General features: G+C 39.3%; 15 protein-coding genes and 1 pseudogene. 9 read left to right on the top strand and 7 right to left on the bottom strand.

Translation table 11 applies throughout. The annotated features are described in order from the left end of the window. Positions 1 to 259: 259 nt before the first annotated feature. Positions 260 to 2491 carry an NADP-dependent isocitrate dehydrogenase gene (locus tag H4J54_RS10930; protein ID WP_182190909.1) on the bottom strand — a complete coding sequence of 744 codons (2232 nt, stop codon included), beginning with the start codon at positions 2489 to 2491 and terminating at the stop codon, positions 260 to 262. 201 nt (positions 2492 to 2692) lie between these two features. Between H4J54_RS10930 and H4J54_RS10925 the strand changes: the two genes are divergently transcribed. The 6 genes from H4J54_RS10925 (at position 2693) to H4J54_RS10900 (ending at position 8277) form a co-directional block, all read left to right on the top strand. Continuing rightward, entirely contained in the window at positions 2693 to 3283 is a 591-nt protein-coding gene (locus H4J54_RS10925; protein WP_182190969.1) for a pseudouridine synthase, read from the top strand. Further along, entirely contained in the window at positions 3276 to 3770 is a 495-nt protein-coding gene (locus H4J54_RS10920) for an NUDIX hydrolase (protein ID WP_182190908.1), read from the top strand. The genes H4J54_RS10925 and H4J54_RS10920 overlap by 8 nt, the downstream gene beginning before the upstream one ends. A 64-nt stretch (positions 3771 to 3834) precedes the next feature. Further along, complete coding sequence (gene mnmA, locus H4J54_RS10915) at positions 3835 to 4980, top strand: tRNA 2-thiouridine(34) synthase MnmA (protein ID WP_182190907.1); 1146 nt, start codon at positions 3835 to 3837, stop codon at positions 4978 to 4980. Positions 4981 to 4992: 12 nt separating this feature from the next. Continuing rightward, positions 4993 to 5616 carry a high frequency lysogenization protein HflD gene (hflD, locus tag H4J54_RS10910; RefSeq protein WP_182190906.1) on the top strand — a complete coding sequence of 208 codons (624 nt, stop codon included), beginning with the start codon at positions 4993 to 4995 and terminating at the stop codon, positions 5614 to 5616. Between the two features lie 21 nt (positions 5617 to 5637). Beyond that, positions 5638 to 7008, top strand: a complete 1371-nt coding sequence (purB, locus tag H4J54_RS10905; RefSeq protein ID WP_182190905.1) for an adenylosuccinate lyase — start codon at positions 5638 to 5640, stop codon at positions 7006 to 7008. Between the two features lie 114 nt (positions 7009 to 7122). Beyond that, positions 7123 to 8277, top strand: coding sequence for a cupin domain-containing protein (locus H4J54_RS10900; protein ID WP_182190904.1), 1155 nt, complete (start codon positions 7123 to 7125; stop codon positions 8275 to 8277). A gap of 247 nt (positions 8278 to 8524) precedes the next feature. Here the strand turns inward: H4J54_RS10900 and H4J54_RS10895 are convergent, their stop codons facing one another. Then, entirely contained in the window at positions 8525 to 8932 is a 408-nt protein-coding gene (locus H4J54_RS10895; RefSeq protein WP_220464272.1) for a DUF4826 family protein, read from the bottom strand. Between the two features lie 192 nt (positions 8933 to 9124). Here H4J54_RS10895 and H4J54_RS10890 point away from each other — a divergent pair, with 192 nt between their 5' ends. Next, positions 9125 to 10168, top strand: coding sequence for an amino acid dehydrogenase (locus H4J54_RS10890; protein WP_310650140.1), 1044 nt, complete (start codon positions 9125 to 9127; stop codon positions 10166 to 10168). Positions 10169 to 10350: 182 nt separating this feature from the next. Here the strand turns inward: H4J54_RS10890 and H4J54_RS10885 are convergent, their stop codons facing one another. Both H4J54_RS10885 and ppsA read right to left on the bottom strand, forming a co-directional pair. After that, the gene (locus H4J54_RS10885; protein WP_182190902.1) at positions 10351 to 13425 is read right to left on the bottom strand and encodes an FAD-binding and (Fe-S)-binding domain-containing protein; all 3075 of its coding nucleotides are present in this window, start codon (positions 13423 to 13425) and stop codon (positions 10351 to 10353) included. 203 nt (positions 13426 to 13628) lie between these two features. Then, complete coding sequence (gene ppsA, locus H4J54_RS10880; protein WP_182190901.1) at positions 13629 to 16010, bottom strand: phosphoenolpyruvate synthase; 2382 nt, start codon at positions 16008 to 16010, stop codon at positions 13629 to 13631. Positions 16011 to 16260: 250 nt separating this feature from the next. Here ppsA and H4J54_RS10875 point away from each other — a divergent pair, with 250 nt between their 5' ends. After that, a complete protein-coding gene (locus H4J54_RS10875; protein ID WP_182190900.1) occupies positions 16261 to 17070 on the top strand; it encodes a pyruvate, water dikinase regulatory protein in 810 nt (269 codons plus the stop codon). Between the two features lie 128 nt (positions 17071 to 17198). Further along, positions 17199 to 18251, top strand: coding sequence for a 3-deoxy-7-phosphoheptulonate synthase (locus tag H4J54_RS10870; protein WP_182190899.1), 1053 nt, complete (start codon positions 17199 to 17201; stop codon positions 18249 to 18251). Positions 18252 to 18509: 258 nt separating this feature from the next. Here the strand turns inward: H4J54_RS10870 and H4J54_RS10865 are convergent, their stop codons facing one another. The 3 genes and pseudogenes from H4J54_RS10865 to H4J54_RS10860 all read right to left on the bottom strand — a co-directional run. Then, positions 18510 to 20087, bottom strand: a complete 1578-nt coding sequence (locus H4J54_RS10865) for a cytochrome-c peroxidase (RefSeq protein ID WP_182190898.1) — start codon at positions 20085 to 20087, stop codon at positions 18510 to 18512. Positions 20088 to 20191: 104 nt separating this feature from the next. Further along, on the bottom strand, positions 20192 to 20320 hold the full coding sequence (locus H4J54_RS19445) for a hypothetical protein (protein WP_259367096.1): 129 nt from the start codon (positions 20318 to 20320) through the stop codon (positions 20192 to 20194). 17 nt (positions 20321 to 20337) lie between these two features. Continuing rightward, a pseudogene (locus H4J54_RS10860) lies at positions 20338 to 20469 on the bottom strand (ATP-binding protein); the annotation flags it as partial. Positions 20470 to 20575 lie beyond the last annotated feature (106 nt).

The raw sequence follows: 20575 nt of genomic DNA, 5'->3' as shown, positions 1-20575 counted from the left end.
CCAAAATTTACTGATAAAATAGCCGTTTGCTAATTTCTTAATCTTAAAATAATAGAAAAAGAGCAATGACACTAATACTGAAATCGTGATAATGAAAATCATCACGATGAATAAGTAAAACGCTTGTATAAATAAAATGCAAACTTTTATCAAAAATAAAGCTATAACCGGCAATAAATTTTTCACTTTACTGGTTAAAATTTTGGCAAAAAAAAACTAGGCAAGCGCCTAGTTTTTAAAATTTACTGATAAATTACACTTAGAGTAAATTTGATAAAATGGTATTCAATGTCGCACTTGGACGCATAGCTTTTTCGGCTAATCCTCTATCAGCAAAGTAATAACCATTAATATCCATACTAGGTCCTTGAGCAGCATTAAGCTCTGCAACAATTTTCGCTTCTTGTTTAGTCAGTGCTTGAGCAACAGCAACAAAACTTGATTTCAAGCTTTCATCGCTTGTTTGTTCTGCAAGTGCTTGTGCCCAATACATCGCTAAGTAGAAATGAGAACCACGGTTATCCAATTCCTTAACACGACGTGATGGTGATTTGTTTTCTTGCAAAAATTTAGCCGTTGCTATATCTAAAGTATCCGCTAACACTTTTGCTTTAGTATTGCCCGTTTTAATGCTTAAGTGCTCTAAAGAAGCCGCTAACGCTAAAAACTCACCTAATGAGTCCCAACGTAAGTGATTTTCTTTTTCAAACTGTTGCACGTGCTTAGGCGCTGAACCGCCAGCGCCTGTTTCGAATAAACCACCACCATTCATTAATGGCACAATAGAAAGCATTTTTGCACTAGTGCCAAGCTCTAAAATAGGGAATAAGTCCGTTAAATAATCACGTAATACGTTACCCGTCACTGAGATTGTATCTTCACCTTTAGCGACGCGCGCTAAGGTGTAGTCACAAGCTTTAACCGGTTCCATAATCTGAATGTCTAAACCAGTAGTGTCATGATCGGCAAGGTAGGTGTTAACTTTTTTGATCATTTGTGCATCATGACCACGGTTTTCATCTAACCAGAATATAGCTGGAACATTTGTGGCTCTGGCACGAGTTACTGCTAATTTTACCCAATCTTGAATCGGCGCGTCTTTAGCTTGACACATTCTCCAGATATCGCCTTCGCTCACTGCATGTTCTAGTAGCGTTGTGCCGTTATCGTCAACAACACGCATACTACCTTCACCGGACATGGTAAATGTTTTATCGTGTGAGCCATATTCTTCCGCTTTCTGCGCCATTAAGCCAACATTAGGTACTGAGCCCATGGTTGTTGGGTTGAAGGCACCATTTTTGCGACAAAAATCAACAACAGAAGAGAACACACCAGCGTAGTTACGATCTGGGATCATAAATTTGGTTTCTTTTAACGTACCATCTGGTGCCCACATCATACCTGATGAACGCAGTGCTGCCGGCATAGAGGCGTCAATAATAACATCGCTTGGTACGTGTAAATTGGTAGTACCTTTGTCTGAATCAACCATAGCTAGTTCAGGACGAGTGGCATATACCGCCGCAATATCCGCTTCAATTTCAGCTTTCTTTTGCGCTGATAAACGGCCAATTTTCGCATACACATCGCCAATACCGTTATTCGCATCAACACCTAATTGATTAAAAGTAGCACCGTGCTTGGCAAACACATCTTTGTAAAACACTTTAACGGCATGACCAAACATAATCGGGTCAGACACTTTCATCATAGTGGCTTTCAAATGTAGAGAAAGTAAAACACCTTCAGACTTTGCTTTTTCAGTTTCAGTAGCAAAAAAGTCAACCAGTGCCTTTTTGCTCATCAGTGAGGCATCAATGACTTCTTTATCTAATAACGCCAAATGCTCCTTTAATAAGGTTACGTCACCATTAGCACTAACAAATTCAATTTTAACATTGGTTGCGCCATCAATGGTTACTGATTTCTCACTACCGTAAAAATCACCTGATTGCATATGTGCTACGTGTGATTTAGTCGTAGGTGACCAAGCGCCCATTGAGTGCGGATTAGTACGCGCATATTGCTTCACTGAGCTAGGCGCGCGACGGTCTGAGTTACCTTCTCGTAACACAGGGTTTACCGCTGAACCTAGCACTTTAGCGTAAGTGAATTTAATCGACTCTTCCGCTTCATTTTGCGGCTCTTCAGGGTAATTAGGTAAATTATAACCTTTGGCTTGCAGTTCTTTAATCGCTGCTTGTAACTGAGGAATAGACGCAGAAATGTTAGGTAACTTAATAATGTTAGCTTCAGGTGTTTTGGCTAATTCGCCTAACTCAGCTAAGGCATCGTCCATACGCTGCTCAGCAGTTAAGTATTTAGGAAAGTTAGCTATAATACGACCGGCAAATGAAATATCGCGAGTTTCAACATCAATAGCAGAAGACGCAGCAAATGCTTTCACTATAGGTAAAAAAGAATGCGTTGCTAAAGCTGGTGCTTCATCGGTAATAGTATAAATAATTTTTGAGGTATCTGTGGTCATTTAAAAATCCTTTGCTGATTTGCCATTTATCGATAAAATGAATAGTCATTTGAAATTGAATGGCTCTTCATTTTATCGATAAAAGATATATTTTTCGCGCGAATAGTATCGGAATTCAGAGCGCATTAAAATAGATGAATTATTACTAGTCTATATTTCACAAGGTGAAAATTAGTGACAATAAAACAAAATCAAACAGTTATGAGAAAATACAAGCGAAAAGCCACAAAGGTACGACCAGTTGATTTTAAGCCAGAAATCGTGCTTTTTAATAAACCTTTTGATGTATTGTGCCAATTTACGGATGATCAAAATCGAAAAACGCTCAAAGACTTCATTGACGTTAAAGATGTTTACGCGGCCGGTCGACTCGATCGAGACAGTGAAGGACTACTTTTATTAACCAATGATGGAAAGCTTCAGCATAAACTCGCTAATCCAAGCCAAAAAACAGATAAAACCTATTGGGCGCAAGTTGAAGGCGTACCAACAGAAACCGATATTGTGGCACTTCGCCAAGGCGTTGAATTAAAAGATGGCTTAACAAAACCCGCTATAATCAACATAATAGCCCAGCCTAACATTTGGCCGCGTGTTCCGGCCATTAGAGAGCGCGCAGCGATCCCAACAACATGGTTAGAGATAACCATACAAGAAGGGAAAAACCGTCAAGTAAGAAGAATGACGGCTCACATCGGTTTTCCAACCCTGAGGTTAATTCGCTATCGTATTGGTGAATGGACCTTAGATGGCATTAATAATGGTCATTATAAAAGAGTCAATCATGGATAATTTAGTATCAAACACACCCGTAGCAAACCCGCACGGCAGCGAACAATTCAAACCTAACACCACCCTTGCTGTGGTCGTTGCCTGCCAAGATAAATTTCTATTGGTTGAAGAAATAGAGCAGGGTAAAACAGTTTACAATCAACCTGCTGGGCATTTAGAAGCCAATGAAAGCTTAATGACTGCCGCCATGCGAGAGTTACAAGAGGAAACAGGATTAAGCCATTCGCCTGATCACCTTTGCGGTATTTACTATTATTATCGGCAATCGTTAAATCTGTATTATTTACGCTTTTGTTTTGTTATTGAGCTTGAATCGCTAGTATCATGCCAACCACAAGATGAGGAAATTATAGCGTGCCATTGGTTTACTTTAGCAGAAATTAAAGCAAAATCAGCGCAATTACGCAGCCCTTTAGTCCTAGAATGTATTGAAGATTACCTTAGCGGTAAAAAAATCCCCTTAAGTCACTTAAAATCTAATCTTTAATCTTTCATCACGCTAAATGACCATGCTATAATTTCGCGCCATTTTCTATTGAAATCTAGTTGTCATGACCTCAAACGAACATGTAAATGTAAACTCAATAACACCAAACGAAAAATTACCGCAAGATACTAAAGTAATAGTGGGTATGTCGGGTGGTGTTGATTCATCGGTTTCTGCCTATTTATTAAAAGAACAGGGCTATCAAGTCGAAGGCTTGTTCATGAAAAATTGGGAAGAGGATGACGACGATGAATATTGCGCCGCGGCAGAAGATTTAGCGGATGCACAAAGTGTTTGTCAGAAACTAGGTATTAAGCTTCATACTATCAATTTTGCTACTGAATACTGGGACAATGTTTTCGAGTATTTTTTAGCTGAATATAAAGCGGGTAGAACACCCAACCCTGATATTATGTGTAATAAAGAAATTAAATTTAAAGCTTTTCTTGAATTTGCTTGCGAAGACCTAGGCGCTGATTACATCGCTACCGGTCATTATGTACAACGTAAATTTATCGACGGTAAATGGCAGATGCACCGTGGTTTAGACAGTAACAAAGATCAAAGTTATTTTCTCTACACCTTGAGTCATCAGCAAGTGGGTAGAACACTTTTTCCGGTTGGCCATATTGAAAAACCACAAGTGAGAGCTATCGCTGAAAAAGCAGACTTAATCACCCATAACAAAAAAGACAGTACCGGCATTTGTTTTATTGGTGAACGAAAATTTAAAGACTTTCTGGGCAAATATTTACCGGCGCAACCCGGTATTATAGAAACACCAGAAGGAGAAGCTATTGGTGAACATGACGGTTTAATGTATCACACCCTAGGTCAACGCAAGGGCTTACGTATTGGCGGTCTAGCCAATGCGGGTGACGCGCCATGGTATGTGGTTGACAAAGATCTTGATCGTAACGTACTGGTTGTTGGCCAAGGCCATGATCACCCTCGCCTATTTTCTAAAGGCTTAATAGCAAATCAATTACATTTAGTTGAGCGAGTTGAATTAACTACGCCAATAAGTTGTACGGTAAAAACCCGTTACCGACAAGAAGACGTCGCTTGTGATCTTTCACCTATGGCCAATGGTGAATATTTAGTGATGTTTACTGAGCCGCAAAGTTCAGTAACACCCGGTCAATCTGTGGTGTTTTATCAAGATAATATTTGCCTAGGTGGCGCTATTATCAACTCCCTTATTCGTTAATATAAGGCATACATGAATAATTTAGAAAAACAAACTATTACCATGGCAGCAATTTGCCAAGCCTCCGTTTTAGTGCAAAAAATAGCGCGTACTGGCGCAGTAGAAGAAGCTGAACTCGCTGTCATGCTCAACAGTATTATGGTGACTTCACCCGAAAGCATTTTAGAGGTTTATAGTAACGACATTGCACACTTAACAGCAGGATTAAAAGCCTTAATTGAGCAGTTAGGTAATCAAACCAGTAAAAAAGATCCAGAATTAACCCGCTATGTGGTCAGCTTATTAGGGTTAGAGCGACGTTTAGCCAATAAAAAAAATCAATTATCGCTACTGGGTGAACGTATTGAACAAAGCCAACGTCAGCTCGCACATTACGAGATTACCAGTGACACGCTCATTGCTAGTTTAGCCAGTATTTATAGCGACTTACTCAGTCCAATAGGCACGCCTATTCAAGTGGCGGGTGAACCAAGTTTGCTCAAGCAACAAAGTAATCAGCATAAGATCCGCGCCTTACTTCTCGCGGGTGTTCGCTCAAGCGTGTTATGGCGTCAAGTGGGCGGCAAGCGTAGAAATATATTATTTGGGCGCACAAAACTGGTGGCGTGTGCACAAAAATTACTCAACGAAATTTAAAATTAACTTCAGGAAATTACTATGGAACTTTCAGCATTAAGTGCAATATCACCGGTTGACGGGCGTTATGGCAGTAAAGTTAAATCATTGCGCCCTATTTTTAGCGAATTTGGCTTAATTAAATACCGTGTTACGGTCGAAGTACGTTGGTTACAAAAGTTAGCAGCGACCGCTGAAATTGTTGAAGTTGCGCCTTTTTCTGCTCAAGCTAATACGCTATTAGATGCCATTATTACTGAGTTTTCTGAAGCCGATGCCCAAAGTATTAAAGACATTGAAGCCACTACCAACCATGATGTAAAAGCGGTTGAGTATTTCCTTAAAGAAAAAATTAGTGGTAATGCTGAATTACATGCAATAACAGAGTTTATCCATTTTGCTTGCACTTCAGAAGACATCAACAACCTTTCACATGGCTTAATGTTAACGGATTGTCGCGAACAAGTATTAATGCCCATGATTGACGATATCCTTGGTGATATAAAAGCCTTGGCGATTGAATATAAAAATATTCCCATGATGTGTCGTACCCACGGTCAACCAGCATCTCCTAGTACACTAGGTAAAGAAATGGCCAATGTTTACGTGCGTTTAAAACGTCAACGTGAGCAGATTGCACAAGTTGAAATGCTAGGAAAAATTAACGGTGCTGTCGGTAACTATAATGCCCATTTATCGGCTTACCCTGAAGTTGACTGGCACAATTTTGCTAATGAATTTGTTAACTCATTAGGTTTAAGCTTTAATGCATACACCACGCAAATTGAACCGCATGATTATATAGCAGAGTTATTTGATGCGATTGCACGTTTTAACACCATTTTAATTGATTTTGACCGAGATGTTTGGGGCTATATTGCCATTGGCCACTTTAAACAAAAAACTATTGCCGGTGAAATTGGCTCTTCAACCATGCCACATAAAGTTAACCCGATTGATTTTGAAAATTCAGAAGGTAACTTAGGTATTGCCAACGCTTTATTTACCCATTTAGCCCAGAAGTTACCAATATCTCGCTGGCAACGTGACCTAACCGACTCTACCGTTTTACGTAACTTAGGTGTAGGCTTTGCCCATACCTTAATTGCTTATCAAGCAACACGTAAAGGTATCAGCAAGCTACAAGTGAATGAAGCGAATTTATTAGCCGAACTCAACTCAAATTGGGAAGTGCTTGCCGAGCCAATTCAAACCGTTATGCGTCGTTACGGCATCGAAAAGCCTTACGAAAAACTAAAAGAGTTAACCCGTGGCAAACGTGTTGACGGTGATTCAATGCGTGCGTTTATCATGACGTTAGAATTACCAGAAGCAGCAAAAGCACAACTGTGTGAAATGACACCAGCTTCTTACATTGGCCGCGCAGTAACATTTATTGACGAACTAGACTAATTATAATAAGTCTATAAAGTTTTGTTGATATAAAAAAGGGATCCTATTGGCTCCCTTTTTGTTATTCAGTTTTTAAAAATAACCCATTAATAGCAATGCAAATAAGGTTTCACAATGAATTTAGACTCGTTAAATTGGGGTGATTTAACTCCAGAAATATTTCTTGCACAATATTGGCAAAAAAAACCATTATTGATCAAACAAGCTTTTGCTAATTTTAAAGACTCGATAAGCGCAGACGAGCTAGCCGGATTAGCCATGGAAGCTGAAATACAGTCGCGTATCGTTAGTACTAATAGCAAAGGCGACTGGCAAGTTGACCATGGCCCTTTTGAAGATTTTTCTCAATATGGCGAGTCTAATTGGACACTATTAGTACAAGCGGTAAACAACTGGTCACGGCCGACACATAATTTACTTGCGCCCTTTGCTTTTATTCCTAGCTGGCGTATAGATGACGTTATGGTCAGTTTTTCAACCCCTAATGGCGGCGTTGGTGCGCATTTAGACCAATATGATGTTTTTATTATTCAAGGCAGTGGCAAAAGGCGCTGGCAAGTTGGTGCACCCGATAGCAGCTTAGAAAGCTTATTACCTCATGCTGATCTTAAACAAGTTTCAAGCTTTGAAGCGATTATTGATGAAATAACAGAAGCAGGCGACTTACTTTATATTCCACCAAACCACCCACACAAAGGTCTATCAATAGAGAATTCAGTTAATTTTTCTATTGGCTTTCAAGCACCGTCCAGCCAAGAACTCTGGTCAAGTTTTGCTGATAAACTCATTGATAACAATCTCGGTGAACAAAGGTTTAGTGATCCTGCAAGAGCCTTATGCCAAACAAGTTTTACTATTACACCCGATGACAAAAAGCAATTAAAAGCCTTTATGCTACAACAGCTTGAGCAAGAAGAATTTTATGAACAATTTATGGGCCAATACCTAACACAGGGTCATCATGCCCTAGAAATTTTAGTGCCTGTCAATGACATAGATAAAGATAAACTGCTCGATATACTATCAGAGACAGATATTTCATTTATGCCAGTATCAGGATTAAAGGCCGCCATAATAAATGATGTTCAGCTAACACTTTTTCTCAACGGAGAAAGTTTTCCATTAGAAAAACAAACCCTAGCACTAGCGCAGCAGCTAGCACAACAAAAGCCTTTAAGCACAAGTAAAATGAAAACGCTTAACACTTGTTTGAAAAACACTCAGCTGTTAACCAATGTTTTAAATAAAGGTTATTGGTATATAGAATAAAGCTCAAGTTATAAACGTAGAGTAGAGTTCTGTAAACAGTACGTTAGTGATTACAGCCTGAAAAATATAATTTAATCACGCATTTTATTATGCAGGCGCTGAATTTAAATTCTAAGTTTATCGACTAGCAGATAAGCTTAGAAGATAAAACAAAGCGCAGAATAATCTGCGCTTTTTATTGCAGCCTTTTTAAATCAAGCCACCTTCATCAATAGCGCTTAAAGTAGCAAACCATTGCAATGTCAGTCTATTGCTCAACCCATAAGTCGTCTTTAGCATGAAGCTGATAAAGACCTTCCGCTTTATTGATTAGCAGCTTGGCATATTCGACTTGTTCCTCAACGTCACTTTTTAACAGACTATCAGCCTGTATTTGCCATTTAAAAGTAAAGTGGCGTAATACGTTACGAGCCGGCTCGCTTTGTTCTAACACTAAATGGTCTGTCGGTAAATCGCCACTAATCACCCACACCTTGGTTTTATCTAACAAGTTAATTTTCCATACCGCCATTAAAGGGATCAAATAACGACTTTCAGTGTCGGCAACACTCTCTGTTACTAAGCCTTTCTCTGCAAGATATTTAGTTGCTTTTAAATACTGCTCTCGAATCCAAGCTTGTTGTTGTTCTTGAGTCATTGCTAATTTATCTGTCATGTTTAGGGTCTTTTTATTAATAAGTTAATAACGGGAAGTTTGTATGGATTAATTCACAGCAAAGTTCAAATTTATTTATAGCTTCACTAGCGAAGCATTTATCTAAATGGTATTGTGCGCAGCGAATTATTACAACCCTAGTTGAAGTAAAATTAATACTTGAACTGTTTAAGATCAATGGAGATTTCGATAGTGGCCGTTTTTGATTTAGTAGATTTTGATAACCATGAACAAGTTGTTTATTGCAGTGACGAAGCATCTGGGCTAAAAGCCATTATAGCTGTTCATAGCACAGCCTTAGGGCCAGCAGCTGGCGGTTGTCGTTTTTGGGATTATGCCAGTGATGAAGCCGCACTTAAAGATGTATTACGTTTATCTAAAGGCATGACTTATAAAAATGCCATGGCCGGTTTAAAACTAGGCGGTGGCAAAGGTGTTATCATTGGTGACGCCAAAACACTAAAATCAACCGCCTTGTTTAAAGCCTATGGCCAAGCGGTTAATAATTTAAATGGTCGTTACTATACCGCTGAAGATATTAATATCACTACCGGCGACATGGCGATTGTTAACCAAAGTACCGATTTTGTTTCTGGTCTTGAAGGTAAAAGTGGTAATCCCGCGCCATTTACCGCCTTAGGTACATTTTTAGGTATCAAAGCAGCCGTTAAATTTAAGTTAGGTAAAGATGATTTAACCGGTATTAAAGTTGCCGTGCAAGGCTTAGGCAGTGTGGGTTATTCACTTTGTGAAAAATTACATGCCGCTGGCGCTGAGTTAATTGTAACTGATATTAATCAGCTTGCGCTCGATAAAGCCGTTGCAGAGCTAAATGCTACTGTTGTTGGTTTAGACGAGATTTATAGTCAAGATGTTGATGTATACTCGCCATGTGCATTAGGTGCGTCAATTAACGATGATAGTATAGCGCAATTAAAAGCCACAATAGTTGCCGGTTGTGCTAATAATCAATTAGCCGAGTCTCGCCATGATCATATGCTGACAGAAAAAGGGATATTGTATGCCCCTGATTATGTTATCAATGCCGGTGGTATTATTAACGTTGCGTTAGAAATTTATCCCGAACCCTATTGTGCTGACAGTGCAACAAAGTTAGTGGAAAATATTTACAACACCTTGATCACTGTTTTTGAAACTGCCGCGGCTAATAAGATGCCAACGGGTTTAATTGCCGATGAAATGGCACGTAATATTATAGCTAACGGGACGAAATAGCTTTAGATTGAGTTATTCGCTTTCAGTATACAATTAGTCCACACAATAAAAGCACCGAGAGGTGCTTTTATTTTATGGACAGTAAGTTATGCCATGATCACATGGATAGAAAGCATGGCGATCTTTCAGTTGATTTTATCAACACTTAGCCAACCAGGTTAAGTGTTGATGCTAAAAATAGGCTATAAGACGTTTAATAAAGCCTGCACTGGATGCAAGGTTACCTTGTTATCTAAGCGCTTTATTTGACTACGACATGAGTAGCCAGTAACCAATATTTGCTCCGTAGCCAAATCGGCTACTTTATTATGCCAACTCATTTTATACAGTGCTTTCGAGTTATCTAAATTAACTTTTTCATGGCCATAGGTCCCTGCCATACCACAACAGCCAACTGACACACTGGATAACGACAAACCAAAGTGTTGGAATATATGCTGCCACTGCCCTTCACTACCGGCTAATGCGGTTTTTTCCGTGCAATGAGCAAAGAGCTTGTAGTCTACAGAATTTTCGCTCTTAAACGCTTGTTCAATCACCCTGCTACTTTGTGATGCAATAATCGCTATTAGCCATTCATGTGCTAATTTGACCTCAAAATCGCCACGATTATTACCTAATACCTGGTTATATTCGTCCCTGAAACATAAGGCTAGTGAGGCGTCTAAACCCACCATAGGCATGTCGAGTTGATGAATCTGATTTAAAAATTCTGCCGTTGATTTAGCCGTTTTGGCAAACTTAGCTAAAAAACCTTTTACGTGTTGCGGCTTACCATTGGGCTTAAAGGGTAATAATATAGGTTCAAAACCAAGCTTTTTCACCAACAACATAAAGTCTTCAACCACTTTTGCATCATAAAACGAGGTAAATGGGTCTTGAACAATTAACAATGACTTCGCACGTTTATCAGCAGACAAACTTTTAAGTGCTGATAAATCAAAGGCAGTAAATTTATGCTTAGTAACCCTTTGCGCTAATGTTGGTGTCGACAATAAAGGCGTGTCAACATAGCCGATAGTCACTTGCGAGAATTTATCGTAAATATTAGATGCCAAAACACTATTGACTATTTTCGGAGCTTTAGCCATGACTGGCGTCATTAATTCTACATTCGCCACTAAGTGATCTTTTAACGGTCTAAAATATCGCGAGTGATAAAGGTTAATAAATCGAGCCCTAAAATCAGGTACATCAACTTTAATAGGACACTGACTCGCGCAAGCTTTACACGCTAAACACCCTTGCATGGCTTCCATCACTTCATGGGAAAAATCATCGTTTTCAACAGTTTTAAACTGACTATTGAAACGATTTTTCACCTTGTCTAATAATCTTTTTACCGACCAATGTTGTATGTTTTGCTCCAACGCTAGCACATCAACACCTTTAGATTCGACTAAGCGCAACCACTCTCGCATTAAGCCAGCTCGACCTTTGGGCGAATGCCTGCGATCTCGTGTTACCTTGCTTGAAGGACACATAGGGCTGTCTACATCATAGTTAAAGCACAAGCCATTACCATTACAGTCAAGCGCAGAACTGAAGGAGTCTTTTACCGTCACAGGTATTTGTCGGTCATAAAAACCACGCTTTTTGTCATCAACAGAAACTAGCTTGTCAGTGGAATGATAAGGCGTACAAATTTTACCTGGGTTCATTTTATTTAACGGATCAAAAGCGGCTTTGATCTTTCTTAATTCGGTAAATAAAGTCGCACCAAAAAATTCAGGGCCATATTCACTGCGATAACCTTTACCATGCTCGCCCCACATTAAACCACCATATTTAGCGGTTAATGCCACCACCTGATCTGAAATTTCTCTCAGTAAAAGCTCTTGCTCTGGATCGCACATATCCAATGCAGGTCTAACATGTAAAACACCGGCATCAACATGACCAAACATACCATAATGTAAACCATGGCTATCGAGTAACTGTCTAAACTCAACAATATAGTCAGCTAAATGTTCTGGCGGTACGGCGGTGTCTTCAGCAAACGCTAACGGCTTTTGACTCCCTTTGGTATTACCTAATAAACCAACCGCTTTCTTACGCATGCCATATAACTTGCCAATACTGGCTAGATCTGAGGTAACTTGATAACCAATAACACCGGTTTTGTTAGCTATATCTTTATCAAGCTCTACGCATAAGGCGCTAACTTGCTCGGCCAGACCTTCAACACTCTCGCCGTTGTATTCCACCATATTGATGCCGTCCATTACGGCGCCATCAACATCTTGCAACATATCGCTAACCAGTTGCCAAACAATATCTTGTTTAGCTAAGTTCAATACTTTACTGTCAATAGTTTCAACTGACGTCGCTTTAGCTTGCACTAGTCTCGGTGAATGACGTAACGCCGAGTCAAAACTGTCATATTTAATGTTAATCAGCGTTTTAGCTTTAGCTATCGGCGTTAGATTTAGTTTGGCTTCACAAACAAAGGCTAACGAGCCTTCAGAGCCAGTAATAATACGGCTTAAATCTACTATCGATAAGTCATCATTAAAAACATGTTCTAGATCATAGCCGGTGAGAAATCGGTTCAAGCGGGGAAATTTTTCTAAAATTAATGCGCGATTATCCCCACAAGACTTCAGTACTTGTTGCATCAGTTTTGCTTCAGTACTGTCTTGCTGGGCTAATGCCTGTGCTTGAGCAATAGTTTGGGGTTTTGTATTTAAAAATTCGCCATTCACTAATACGCTTTCAAGTGCTAAAACGTGGTTAGAGGTTTTACCATAAACTAACGAGCCTTGACCTGACGCATCCGTGTTAATCATGCCACCAATAGTGGCTCGGCTGCTGGTAGATAAATCAGGAGAAAAGAAAAAACCATAAGGCTTAAGATAATCATTTAATTGGTCTTTAATCACCCCAGCTTCGACTCTAACCCAATTCTCTTCGACATTTATCTCTAAAATACTATTCATATATTTTGATAAATCAAGCACGATACCCGGCGTTAAACTTTGGCCATTAGTACCCGTACCGCCGCCGCGAGCACTAAACTTTATCGCGTTAAATTGCGCTTCGCTGCCCAGTAGTGTCACCACTTGAATGTCTTGCTTACAGCGTGGATGCAGCACTAATTGTGGCAGTTGTTGATAAATACTATTGTCGGTGGCGTGCGCTAAACGTGCGCTATATTGAAAGTTTATATCACCGGTAAAATGTTTAGTCGCCAAGATTTTGGCAAACTCTTGATATAAAGGAGAAACTAACTCTTGAGGACTTAAGCGAGGTAACATAGGTGAAAAGTCTATTAACAATATTATGTGGTCATATTATATCACGGCATATTGTCAATTTGATCAGTTAACAAAAAAAGCCTAAGAACTTTTTTATCATCGTCATGATAAAAAGCACCTAGGCTTGATTCAATGTAAACGTAATGTAAATCTGCTCTACTTCAACTCAGCTTCAAGCAGCAGATTAGTACCCGTATAAACGGCTATTTACTTTTATTATGCTGTTCTGCTAAATATAACCAGGTAGGTAAAACAGTGTCAGGGTTCAGTGATAAACTTTCAATGCCCTTTTCAACTAACCATGCAGCAAAATCAGGGTGATCTGACGGACCTTGACCACAAATACCGACATATTTCCCACGTGCCTTACAGGCGTTAATCGCCATTTCTAACAAAATTTTAATCGCAGGATCTCGTTCATCAAACAGGTGAGCCACTAAACCAGAGTCACGGTCTAAACCTAAAGTTAATTGCGTTAAATCATTAGAGCCAATAGAGAAACCATCAAAGTAGTCTAAAAATTGATCGGCTAATAAAGCATTCGACGGTAATTCACACATCATAATAATACGCAGTCCATTTTCACCACGTTTTAAACCATGCTCTGCTAGAATATCAATAACTGCAGCGGCTTCGCCAAGGGTGCGAATAAATGGGATCATAATCTCAACATGGGTCATGTCCATGTCGTTACGTACGCGTTTAATCGCCTCACATTCAAGCGCAAAACAATCTCTAAAATCTTTCGATATATAACGTGAAGCACCACGGTAACCTATCATAGGATTTTCTTCTTCTGGCTCAAAACCTTCGCCACCGACTAAGTTTGCATATTCGTTTGATTTAAAATCAGACATACGCACAATCACTTTTTCTGGCGCATAGGCTGCAGCTAAAGTAGAAATACCCTCAGTTAGCTTAGCAATGTAAAATTCAACGGGGTTGTCATAACCGGCAATAATCTCGCGAATTTCTTCTTGAAGTTCTGCTGATTGTTCGTCAAAGTTCAATAGTGCTTTGGGATGAACACCAATCATTTTGTTAATGATAAATTCTAAGCGCGCCAAACCAATACCGGCATGTGGCAAACGAGCAAAGGCAAAAGCACGATCCGGGTTACCCACATTCATCATTATTTTTAATGGTAACTCTGGCATTGCATCCACTTCTGAAGTGGTAACGGTAAAGTCCAATTGACCTTGATAAATAAAGCCTGTATCACCTTCTGCACAAGAAACGGTTACTTCGTCACCTGTAGATATTTTACTGGTCGCATCACCGCAACCAACCACCGCTGGAATACCCATTTCACGGGCAATAATCGCGGCATGACAAGTTCTACCGCCACGGTTAGTCACAATAGCGGAAGCACGTTTCATAATAGGCTCCCAATCTGGATCCGTCATATCGGTCACTAACACATCACCCGGTAAAATTTTATCCATTTCAGCCAGCGAAGATAAAACTTTAGCTTTACCACTCCCTATTTTATGACCAATCGAGCGACCTTCACAAATAATGTTGGCGCTAGCTTGTAATTGAAATTGCTCCATCACATTAGCATTTTCACGGCTTTTAACTGTTTCTGGTCGCGCTTGTACAATGTACAACTTACCGTCTAGACCGTCTTTAGCCCATTCAATGTCCATAGCACGGCCATAATGTTTTTCAATCACTACCGCTTGCTTCGCTAATTCTTCAACTTCTTGGTCTGTAAGAGAGAAAGTATCTGATTGCGCTTGGTCAATATCAACAATTTCAACTTGTTTACCGTGTTCTGGATTATCAGCGTAAATCATTTTAATGGCTTTACTACCAATATTGCGCCGTACAACCGCAGGTTTACCTTTTGCTAATGTTGGCTTATGAACATAAAATTCATCAGGGTTAACCGCGCCCTGCACCACCATTTCGCCTAAACCATAGCTTGACGTAATGAAGACTACATCTTCAAAGCCTGATTCAGTATCAATAGAGAACATGACACCACTAGAAGAAATATCACTGCGCACCATACGTTGAATGCCCGCAGAAAGCGCAACACCACGATGGTCATAACCTTGGTGTACACGGTAAGAAATAGCACGGTCATTAAACAGTGAAGCAAATACGTGTTTAATCGCGATCATTACCGCGTCTAAACCGCGAACATTGAGGAAAGTTTCTTGTTGGCCAGCAAAAGAAGCGTCGGGCATGTCTTCAGCGGTTGCTGATGAACGTACGGCAAATGAAGCGTCATCGGCAAAGCCACCGGCAAGTTTTGCATAAGCTTTTTCAATGTCTTGCTGCATATCGGGTAAAAATGGCGTCTCAATAACCCATTGACGAATTTTACCACCACACTCAGCTAAGGCATTAAGATCACCCACATCTAAATCATCTAACAGCTGATAAATTTTGTCGTTCAGGCCGCTTTGTTCTAAAAATTCATTAAAAGCAAATGAGGTAGTTGCAAAGCCACCCGGCACTTGCACACCAACATTTGAAAGGTTAGAAATCATTTCACCCAATGATGCATTTTTACCGCCTACGCGATCCACATCATTCATACCTAAATTTTCATACCAAAGCACATATTCTTGCACGACAACATCTCCATCAAATTAATAAAATTTAAGAAAGCAATTTTAAAATAATCTAGTAACCCGTAAACAGAAAATAGCCTAAAAATAGCTTTCTTAACGCTTTTATCAAAGTATGTTTCATTAAATGGTGTATTTCACGCTGCAGACATTTTACACTGCTAACCTTGAAACTAAAGCACTATTTGCAAGTTTTCACTCGGGACGATTGCATTATCCCCTATTCATCACAGCAAAATATATAGGATTAACTATGCGAGCAGCTTTTTATATTTCTGACGGTACAGCGATCACTTCTGAAGTTTTTGGTCATGCCTTATTGTCACTTTTTCCAATGGAATTTGAACACGACACCATTCCTTTTGTAGAAACTAAGGAAAAAGCACTTGAGGCTTGCAAGCGGATAAATAAAGCGGCAAAGCGAACTGGCGTACCGCCACTGGTTTTTCATACCTTCGTTAATCCAGATATTCGAGAGATTATCGACGGCTGCGACGGCATTATTTATAATTTTCTCGAACACTTTATTGCGCCACTTGAACAACAGCTTGGTCTTCAAGCTAAACCCAAAGCCCATAGAACACATAGCATTCATGAGAATAGTTATGACTATCGCATCGAGGCGGTTAACTATTCTATGGCAAATGATGATGGTTCAAATGTCACTAACTATGAGCATGCTGACGTAATACTGGTGGGTGTTTCCCGCTCAGGTAAAACACCAACAGCGCTTTACTTAGCCCTGCAATACGGTATCAAAGCAGCAAACTACCCATTTACTGACGATGATATGGACGAACTTAAAATACCCGATTTTTTAAAAATGCATAAAAAGAAACTCTTTGGTTTAACCATAGATGCAGAACGTTTAGTTGATATTCGCGATGGTAGAATGGCCAATACTAAATACTCATCAGCGCGGCAATGTCGCATGGAAGTAAGAGAAGTTGAAAAACTATATAAACAAGAAAAAATTCCATTCCTAAATACCACTAAGCTGTCTATTGAAGAAATAACCGCAAAAATATTATCGAAAACAGGTCTTCAGCGCTATAAATATTAGCTTAAGAGCATTTAGTTATATAATAAAGGTAGAAAGCGGTTCACTTAACCCACTATTTTCGTTATGTTAGCGCGATATTATTATTGCGCTGCATAGCTATATGCAGGCTAACAAGTATTTGATAGCCCATGACCATAAAAACTGATGAATTTAGAACCACATTAATTGACAATTTAGTTTCTCCTGCTGAACTTGCTCAACAGATCCCACTTGACGATGAAACCGCGAATTTTATTATCAATAGCCGCAAGGATATTGAAGCCATTATTAAAGGTGATGATAAACGTTTACTGGTCATTATTGGCCCTTGTTCTATTCATGATACTGATGCGGCAATAGACTACGCTAAAAAATTAAAAGTCTTGCAAGAAAAATATGCTGATGACTTATTGATTGTCATGCGAGTGTATTTTGAAAAACCCCGCACAACCGTAGGTTGGAAAGGTTTAATCAGCGATCCTGATTTAGATAAATCGTTCCAAGTCGCCAAAGGACTCAATCTAGCACGTAATTTGTTACTGCAAATTAATAAATTAGGCTTAGCTGCCGGCACTGAATTTTTAGATATGGTCACTGGCCAATATATTTCCGATTTGATCAGCTGGGGCGCTATTGGCGCACGTACCACAGAAAGCCAAGTGCATAGAGAACTAGCTTCTGCGCTTTCTTGCCCCGTTGGCTTTAAAAACGGTACCGATGGCAATATTCAAATTGCGGTTGACGCCATTAAAGCGGCCAGTGTTCCGCATGTACTTTATTCGCCAAATAAAAGTGGTCAAATGTGTATTTATCAAACCCATGGCAACCCTTTTGCTCACGTTATTTTACGCGGTGGTAAAACACCTAACTATCAAGAAGAGTATATCAAGGCCACATGCGAAACCTTGACTAAATCAGTATTAGCAGAAAAAGTGATGATCGATTGTAGTCATGGCAATAGCTATAAAGATCATAATAAACAAATGGACGTAGCACAGTCACTGGCTGAGCAAATACAAGCCGGTAATCAATCAATATTTGGCGTGATGATTGAAAGCTTTTTAGTTGAGGGTAATCAAAAAGTTGTTGCCGAGCAACCGCTTGTTTATGGACAAAGTATTACCGATAAGTGTATTAACCTAGATACTAGTGAAGATATTCTCAGTGTTTTAGCAAATGCGATTAAAACAAGAATGTTATAGTGAGTATTTTACAAAAGTCAGTTAAGCCTTTGACTTAATGCTTGGCTGCTTGCTTAGTAAATGCTTCTAGTACTTTCTTATTCATAATCTGCCTATCCTAAACCCTAGTTGGGTATAATGATAGGCAGTTACACAGATTTTGTTACCGACTTCTTTTTAAGTAATTCAAGCCTTATATTTAATTAAACAACACTTAAAATATAAGGCAATTACATCGACTGCACATTGTTTATTAATAACTCGCCGCACTTTATGCTCTTATAAATAATTACCCTGTGCATCAAGTGCATTGACCCGCAATGTATCAGGATTTGAGTCAGTCGCATCAGGTATCCACTTACCCAAGCATTCTCTGTCTTCAACACAAGGATCTGTTAGTACTGCCAGAAAAGCCAACAACTCTTCGACCTGAGTATCGGTTAAACTAATATCATCAATACTAGTTATACCATTCACTCTGTTGGCCACAAGCTTATCAATCGCAAGTTGAGTGTTAGTCACCATATCAACCGCTTGAATATTGGGAGCTAATTGAGAGAAGTCATAATTGTTCAATTCTTGTTGTGGATTTAAATGCGTGCGTATCGCTTGTTGAAGTGTTGCTGATCCTCCTGCATGCCCCCAAGGGCCTGTCGCAGTAACATTTAGTAGCGAAGGCGTTCTAAATGCATATTTATCTTTTTCATCTCGCGTTTCACGGAATCGACCAAAGTCTTCCGTGCCAAAATCACCATCACCTTTACCTCGTCCTATCTGGGCCATACCAATGACATGAAAACTCTCATCTGTGAAAAAATCGCCTGAATGACAAGAGCTACAGTTTGCACCACCATCTTGACGAGTATTAAAGAATAGTAATGCGCCACGTTTAGCTGCATCACTCATTGCAGAATCAACACCTTGCACATATTCTTTCCAAGGTGTTTCAACAAAAACCTGCGAACTTTCATACTCACCAATCGCAGCAGTAATATTATCAAACGTAATTAATTCTTCTGCTGTGCCATCAGGAGTCGAAAAGGCTTTTTTAAATTCCGCTAACCAGTAATTAACAATTAACTTTCCACCTAAAGGATTACCATAATCACCTAAACGTTGTTCTAAATTTTCTCTAACTTCAGTATTATTTGTCCGATCAAATGTGGTGAAATTTTTCATTTCTTCTTTTGATGTGACCGGAAACCTGGCTTGAGCCACCACTAAATTTACACCCGAATTACTATCAACTTCACCAAAAGAAACATCGGGTGTGCGAATTCCTAAACCATCATTACCGCCCAATTTAGGCGTTTTCCCTAAGCTTTCAACTCGACCATCATGAAATAAAAAATTATCCCATAAAGCGATATTAAAGATTGTCGGTGCGTTTCTAGGCACCGTGGGACCGCCATCAAAATGTTCACCATTTGTACTATGAAATCGACCAGGACCTAACAAATCAACCACTTCAGCATCAACACCGATCGGTAAAACAAGATCATCACCACCACCTAGCATAGGATGGTGACAGGTCACACAGGCAGAATCGAGATCACCGCCTAAACTTTTCGTAAAAAAGAGTTTCATACCTAACTGAGCTTTAGGTTCCTCGATATTAGGTAATGTTCTTCCTGTACTAGGGTCTCCTGTCAAGTTTTGTGTAACAATGATGGCTCTAATATCCGCATCTAGGGTCGATGCAACTGGGTCAGGTGGAGGGATTAAAACCTTTTCAGGCTCTTTATCATTACAACCAGCTAAAAGTATTGATAGCACAAGAAACAAGGAGTTGTTTTTTAGGCGTGTTTTGTTTGTAAAACGATTTATTATTAAACGAAATTTATGTGTATGATTCATATTGAGTTCTCGACTTCTATTAAATATTATTATTTATTTATTTATTTATTTAATTTAAATTGTAATTAACTATGAATTAGTTAATTACAAACCTATCGACGATTTTATAAACTACCATGAGATATTTCAGGCTGTAAAATAGGCTGATGTTCATGGGTATGGGTATTGCTATTGCTTTGCACGTAAAAATGACCCACCATTTGCATTGAAAAGTGATCCACCCTAGCAGTCACATTATTTCATTCTATTGCTAGCTGTTTCTAGTTATTTCTAGTTGTTTTTTTTGAGCTGATTCTTTAAATCGGTAACTATCACTACCTGTTTCGATTATATGACAGTGATGAGTTAGCCTATCGAGTAGTGCCGTTGTCATTTTTGCATCGATAAGCATTAAATTATGGTTAATGTGATATTCATCATTTAGTTTTGAGGCTTTTAAGTGGAGATATATTGGCGTTTTAAGCCTTAATACAGGCTACTTCTTAACT

Source organism: Colwellia sp. MB3u-8, assembly GCF_014076985.1.
GTDB lineage: Bacteria > Pseudomonadota > Gammaproteobacteria > Enterobacterales > Alteromonadaceae > Cognaticolwellia.
Note: the sequence above shows the minus strand (reverse complement) of the source record. Positions and strands in the feature narration are given on the sequence as shown.

What these genes read in the sequence shown, in the direction of transcription:
- H4J54_RS10930 (WP_182190909.1), bottom strand. Translation starts at nt 2,491, where the DNA reads ATGACCACAGATACCTCAAAAATTATTTATACTATTACCGATGAAGCA.
- H4J54_RS10925 (WP_182190969.1), top strand. Translation starts at nt 2,693, where the DNA reads ATGAGAAAATACAAGCGAAAAGCCACAAAGGTACGACCAGTTGATTTT.
- H4J54_RS10920 (WP_182190908.1), top strand. Translation starts at nt 3,276, where the DNA reads ATGGATAATTTAGTATCAAACACACCCGTAGCAAACCCGCACGGCAGC.
- mnmA (WP_182190907.1), top strand. Translation starts at nt 3,835, where the DNA reads ATGACCTCAAACGAACATGTAAATGTAAACTCAATAACACCAAACGAA.
- hflD (WP_182190906.1), top strand. Translation starts at nt 4,993, where the DNA reads ATGAATAATTTAGAAAAACAAACTATTACCATGGCAGCAATTTGCCAA.
- purB (WP_182190905.1), top strand. Translation starts at nt 5,638, where the DNA reads ATGGAACTTTCAGCATTAAGTGCAATATCACCGGTTGACGGGCGTTAT.
- H4J54_RS10900 (WP_182190904.1), top strand. Translation starts at nt 7,123, where the DNA reads ATGAATTTAGACTCGTTAAATTGGGGTGATTTAACTCCAGAAATATTT.
- H4J54_RS10895 (WP_220464272.1), bottom strand. Translation starts at nt 8,932, where the DNA reads ATGACAGATAAATTAGCAATGACTCAAGAACAACAACAAGCTTGGATT.
- H4J54_RS10885 (WP_182190902.1), bottom strand. Translation starts at nt 13,425, where the DNA reads ATGTTACCTCGCTTAAGTCCTCAAGAGTTAGTTTCTCCTTTATATCAA.
- H4J54_RS10875 (WP_182190900.1), top strand. Translation starts at nt 16,261, where the DNA reads ATGCGAGCAGCTTTTTATATTTCTGACGGTACAGCGATCACTTCTGAA.
- H4J54_RS10870 (WP_182190899.1), top strand. Translation starts at nt 17,199, where the DNA reads ATGACCATAAAAACTGATGAATTTAGAACCACATTAATTGACAATTTA.
- H4J54_RS10865 (WP_182190898.1), bottom strand. Translation starts at nt 20,087, where the DNA reads ATGAATCATACACATAAATTTCGTTTAATAATAAATCGTTTTACAAAC.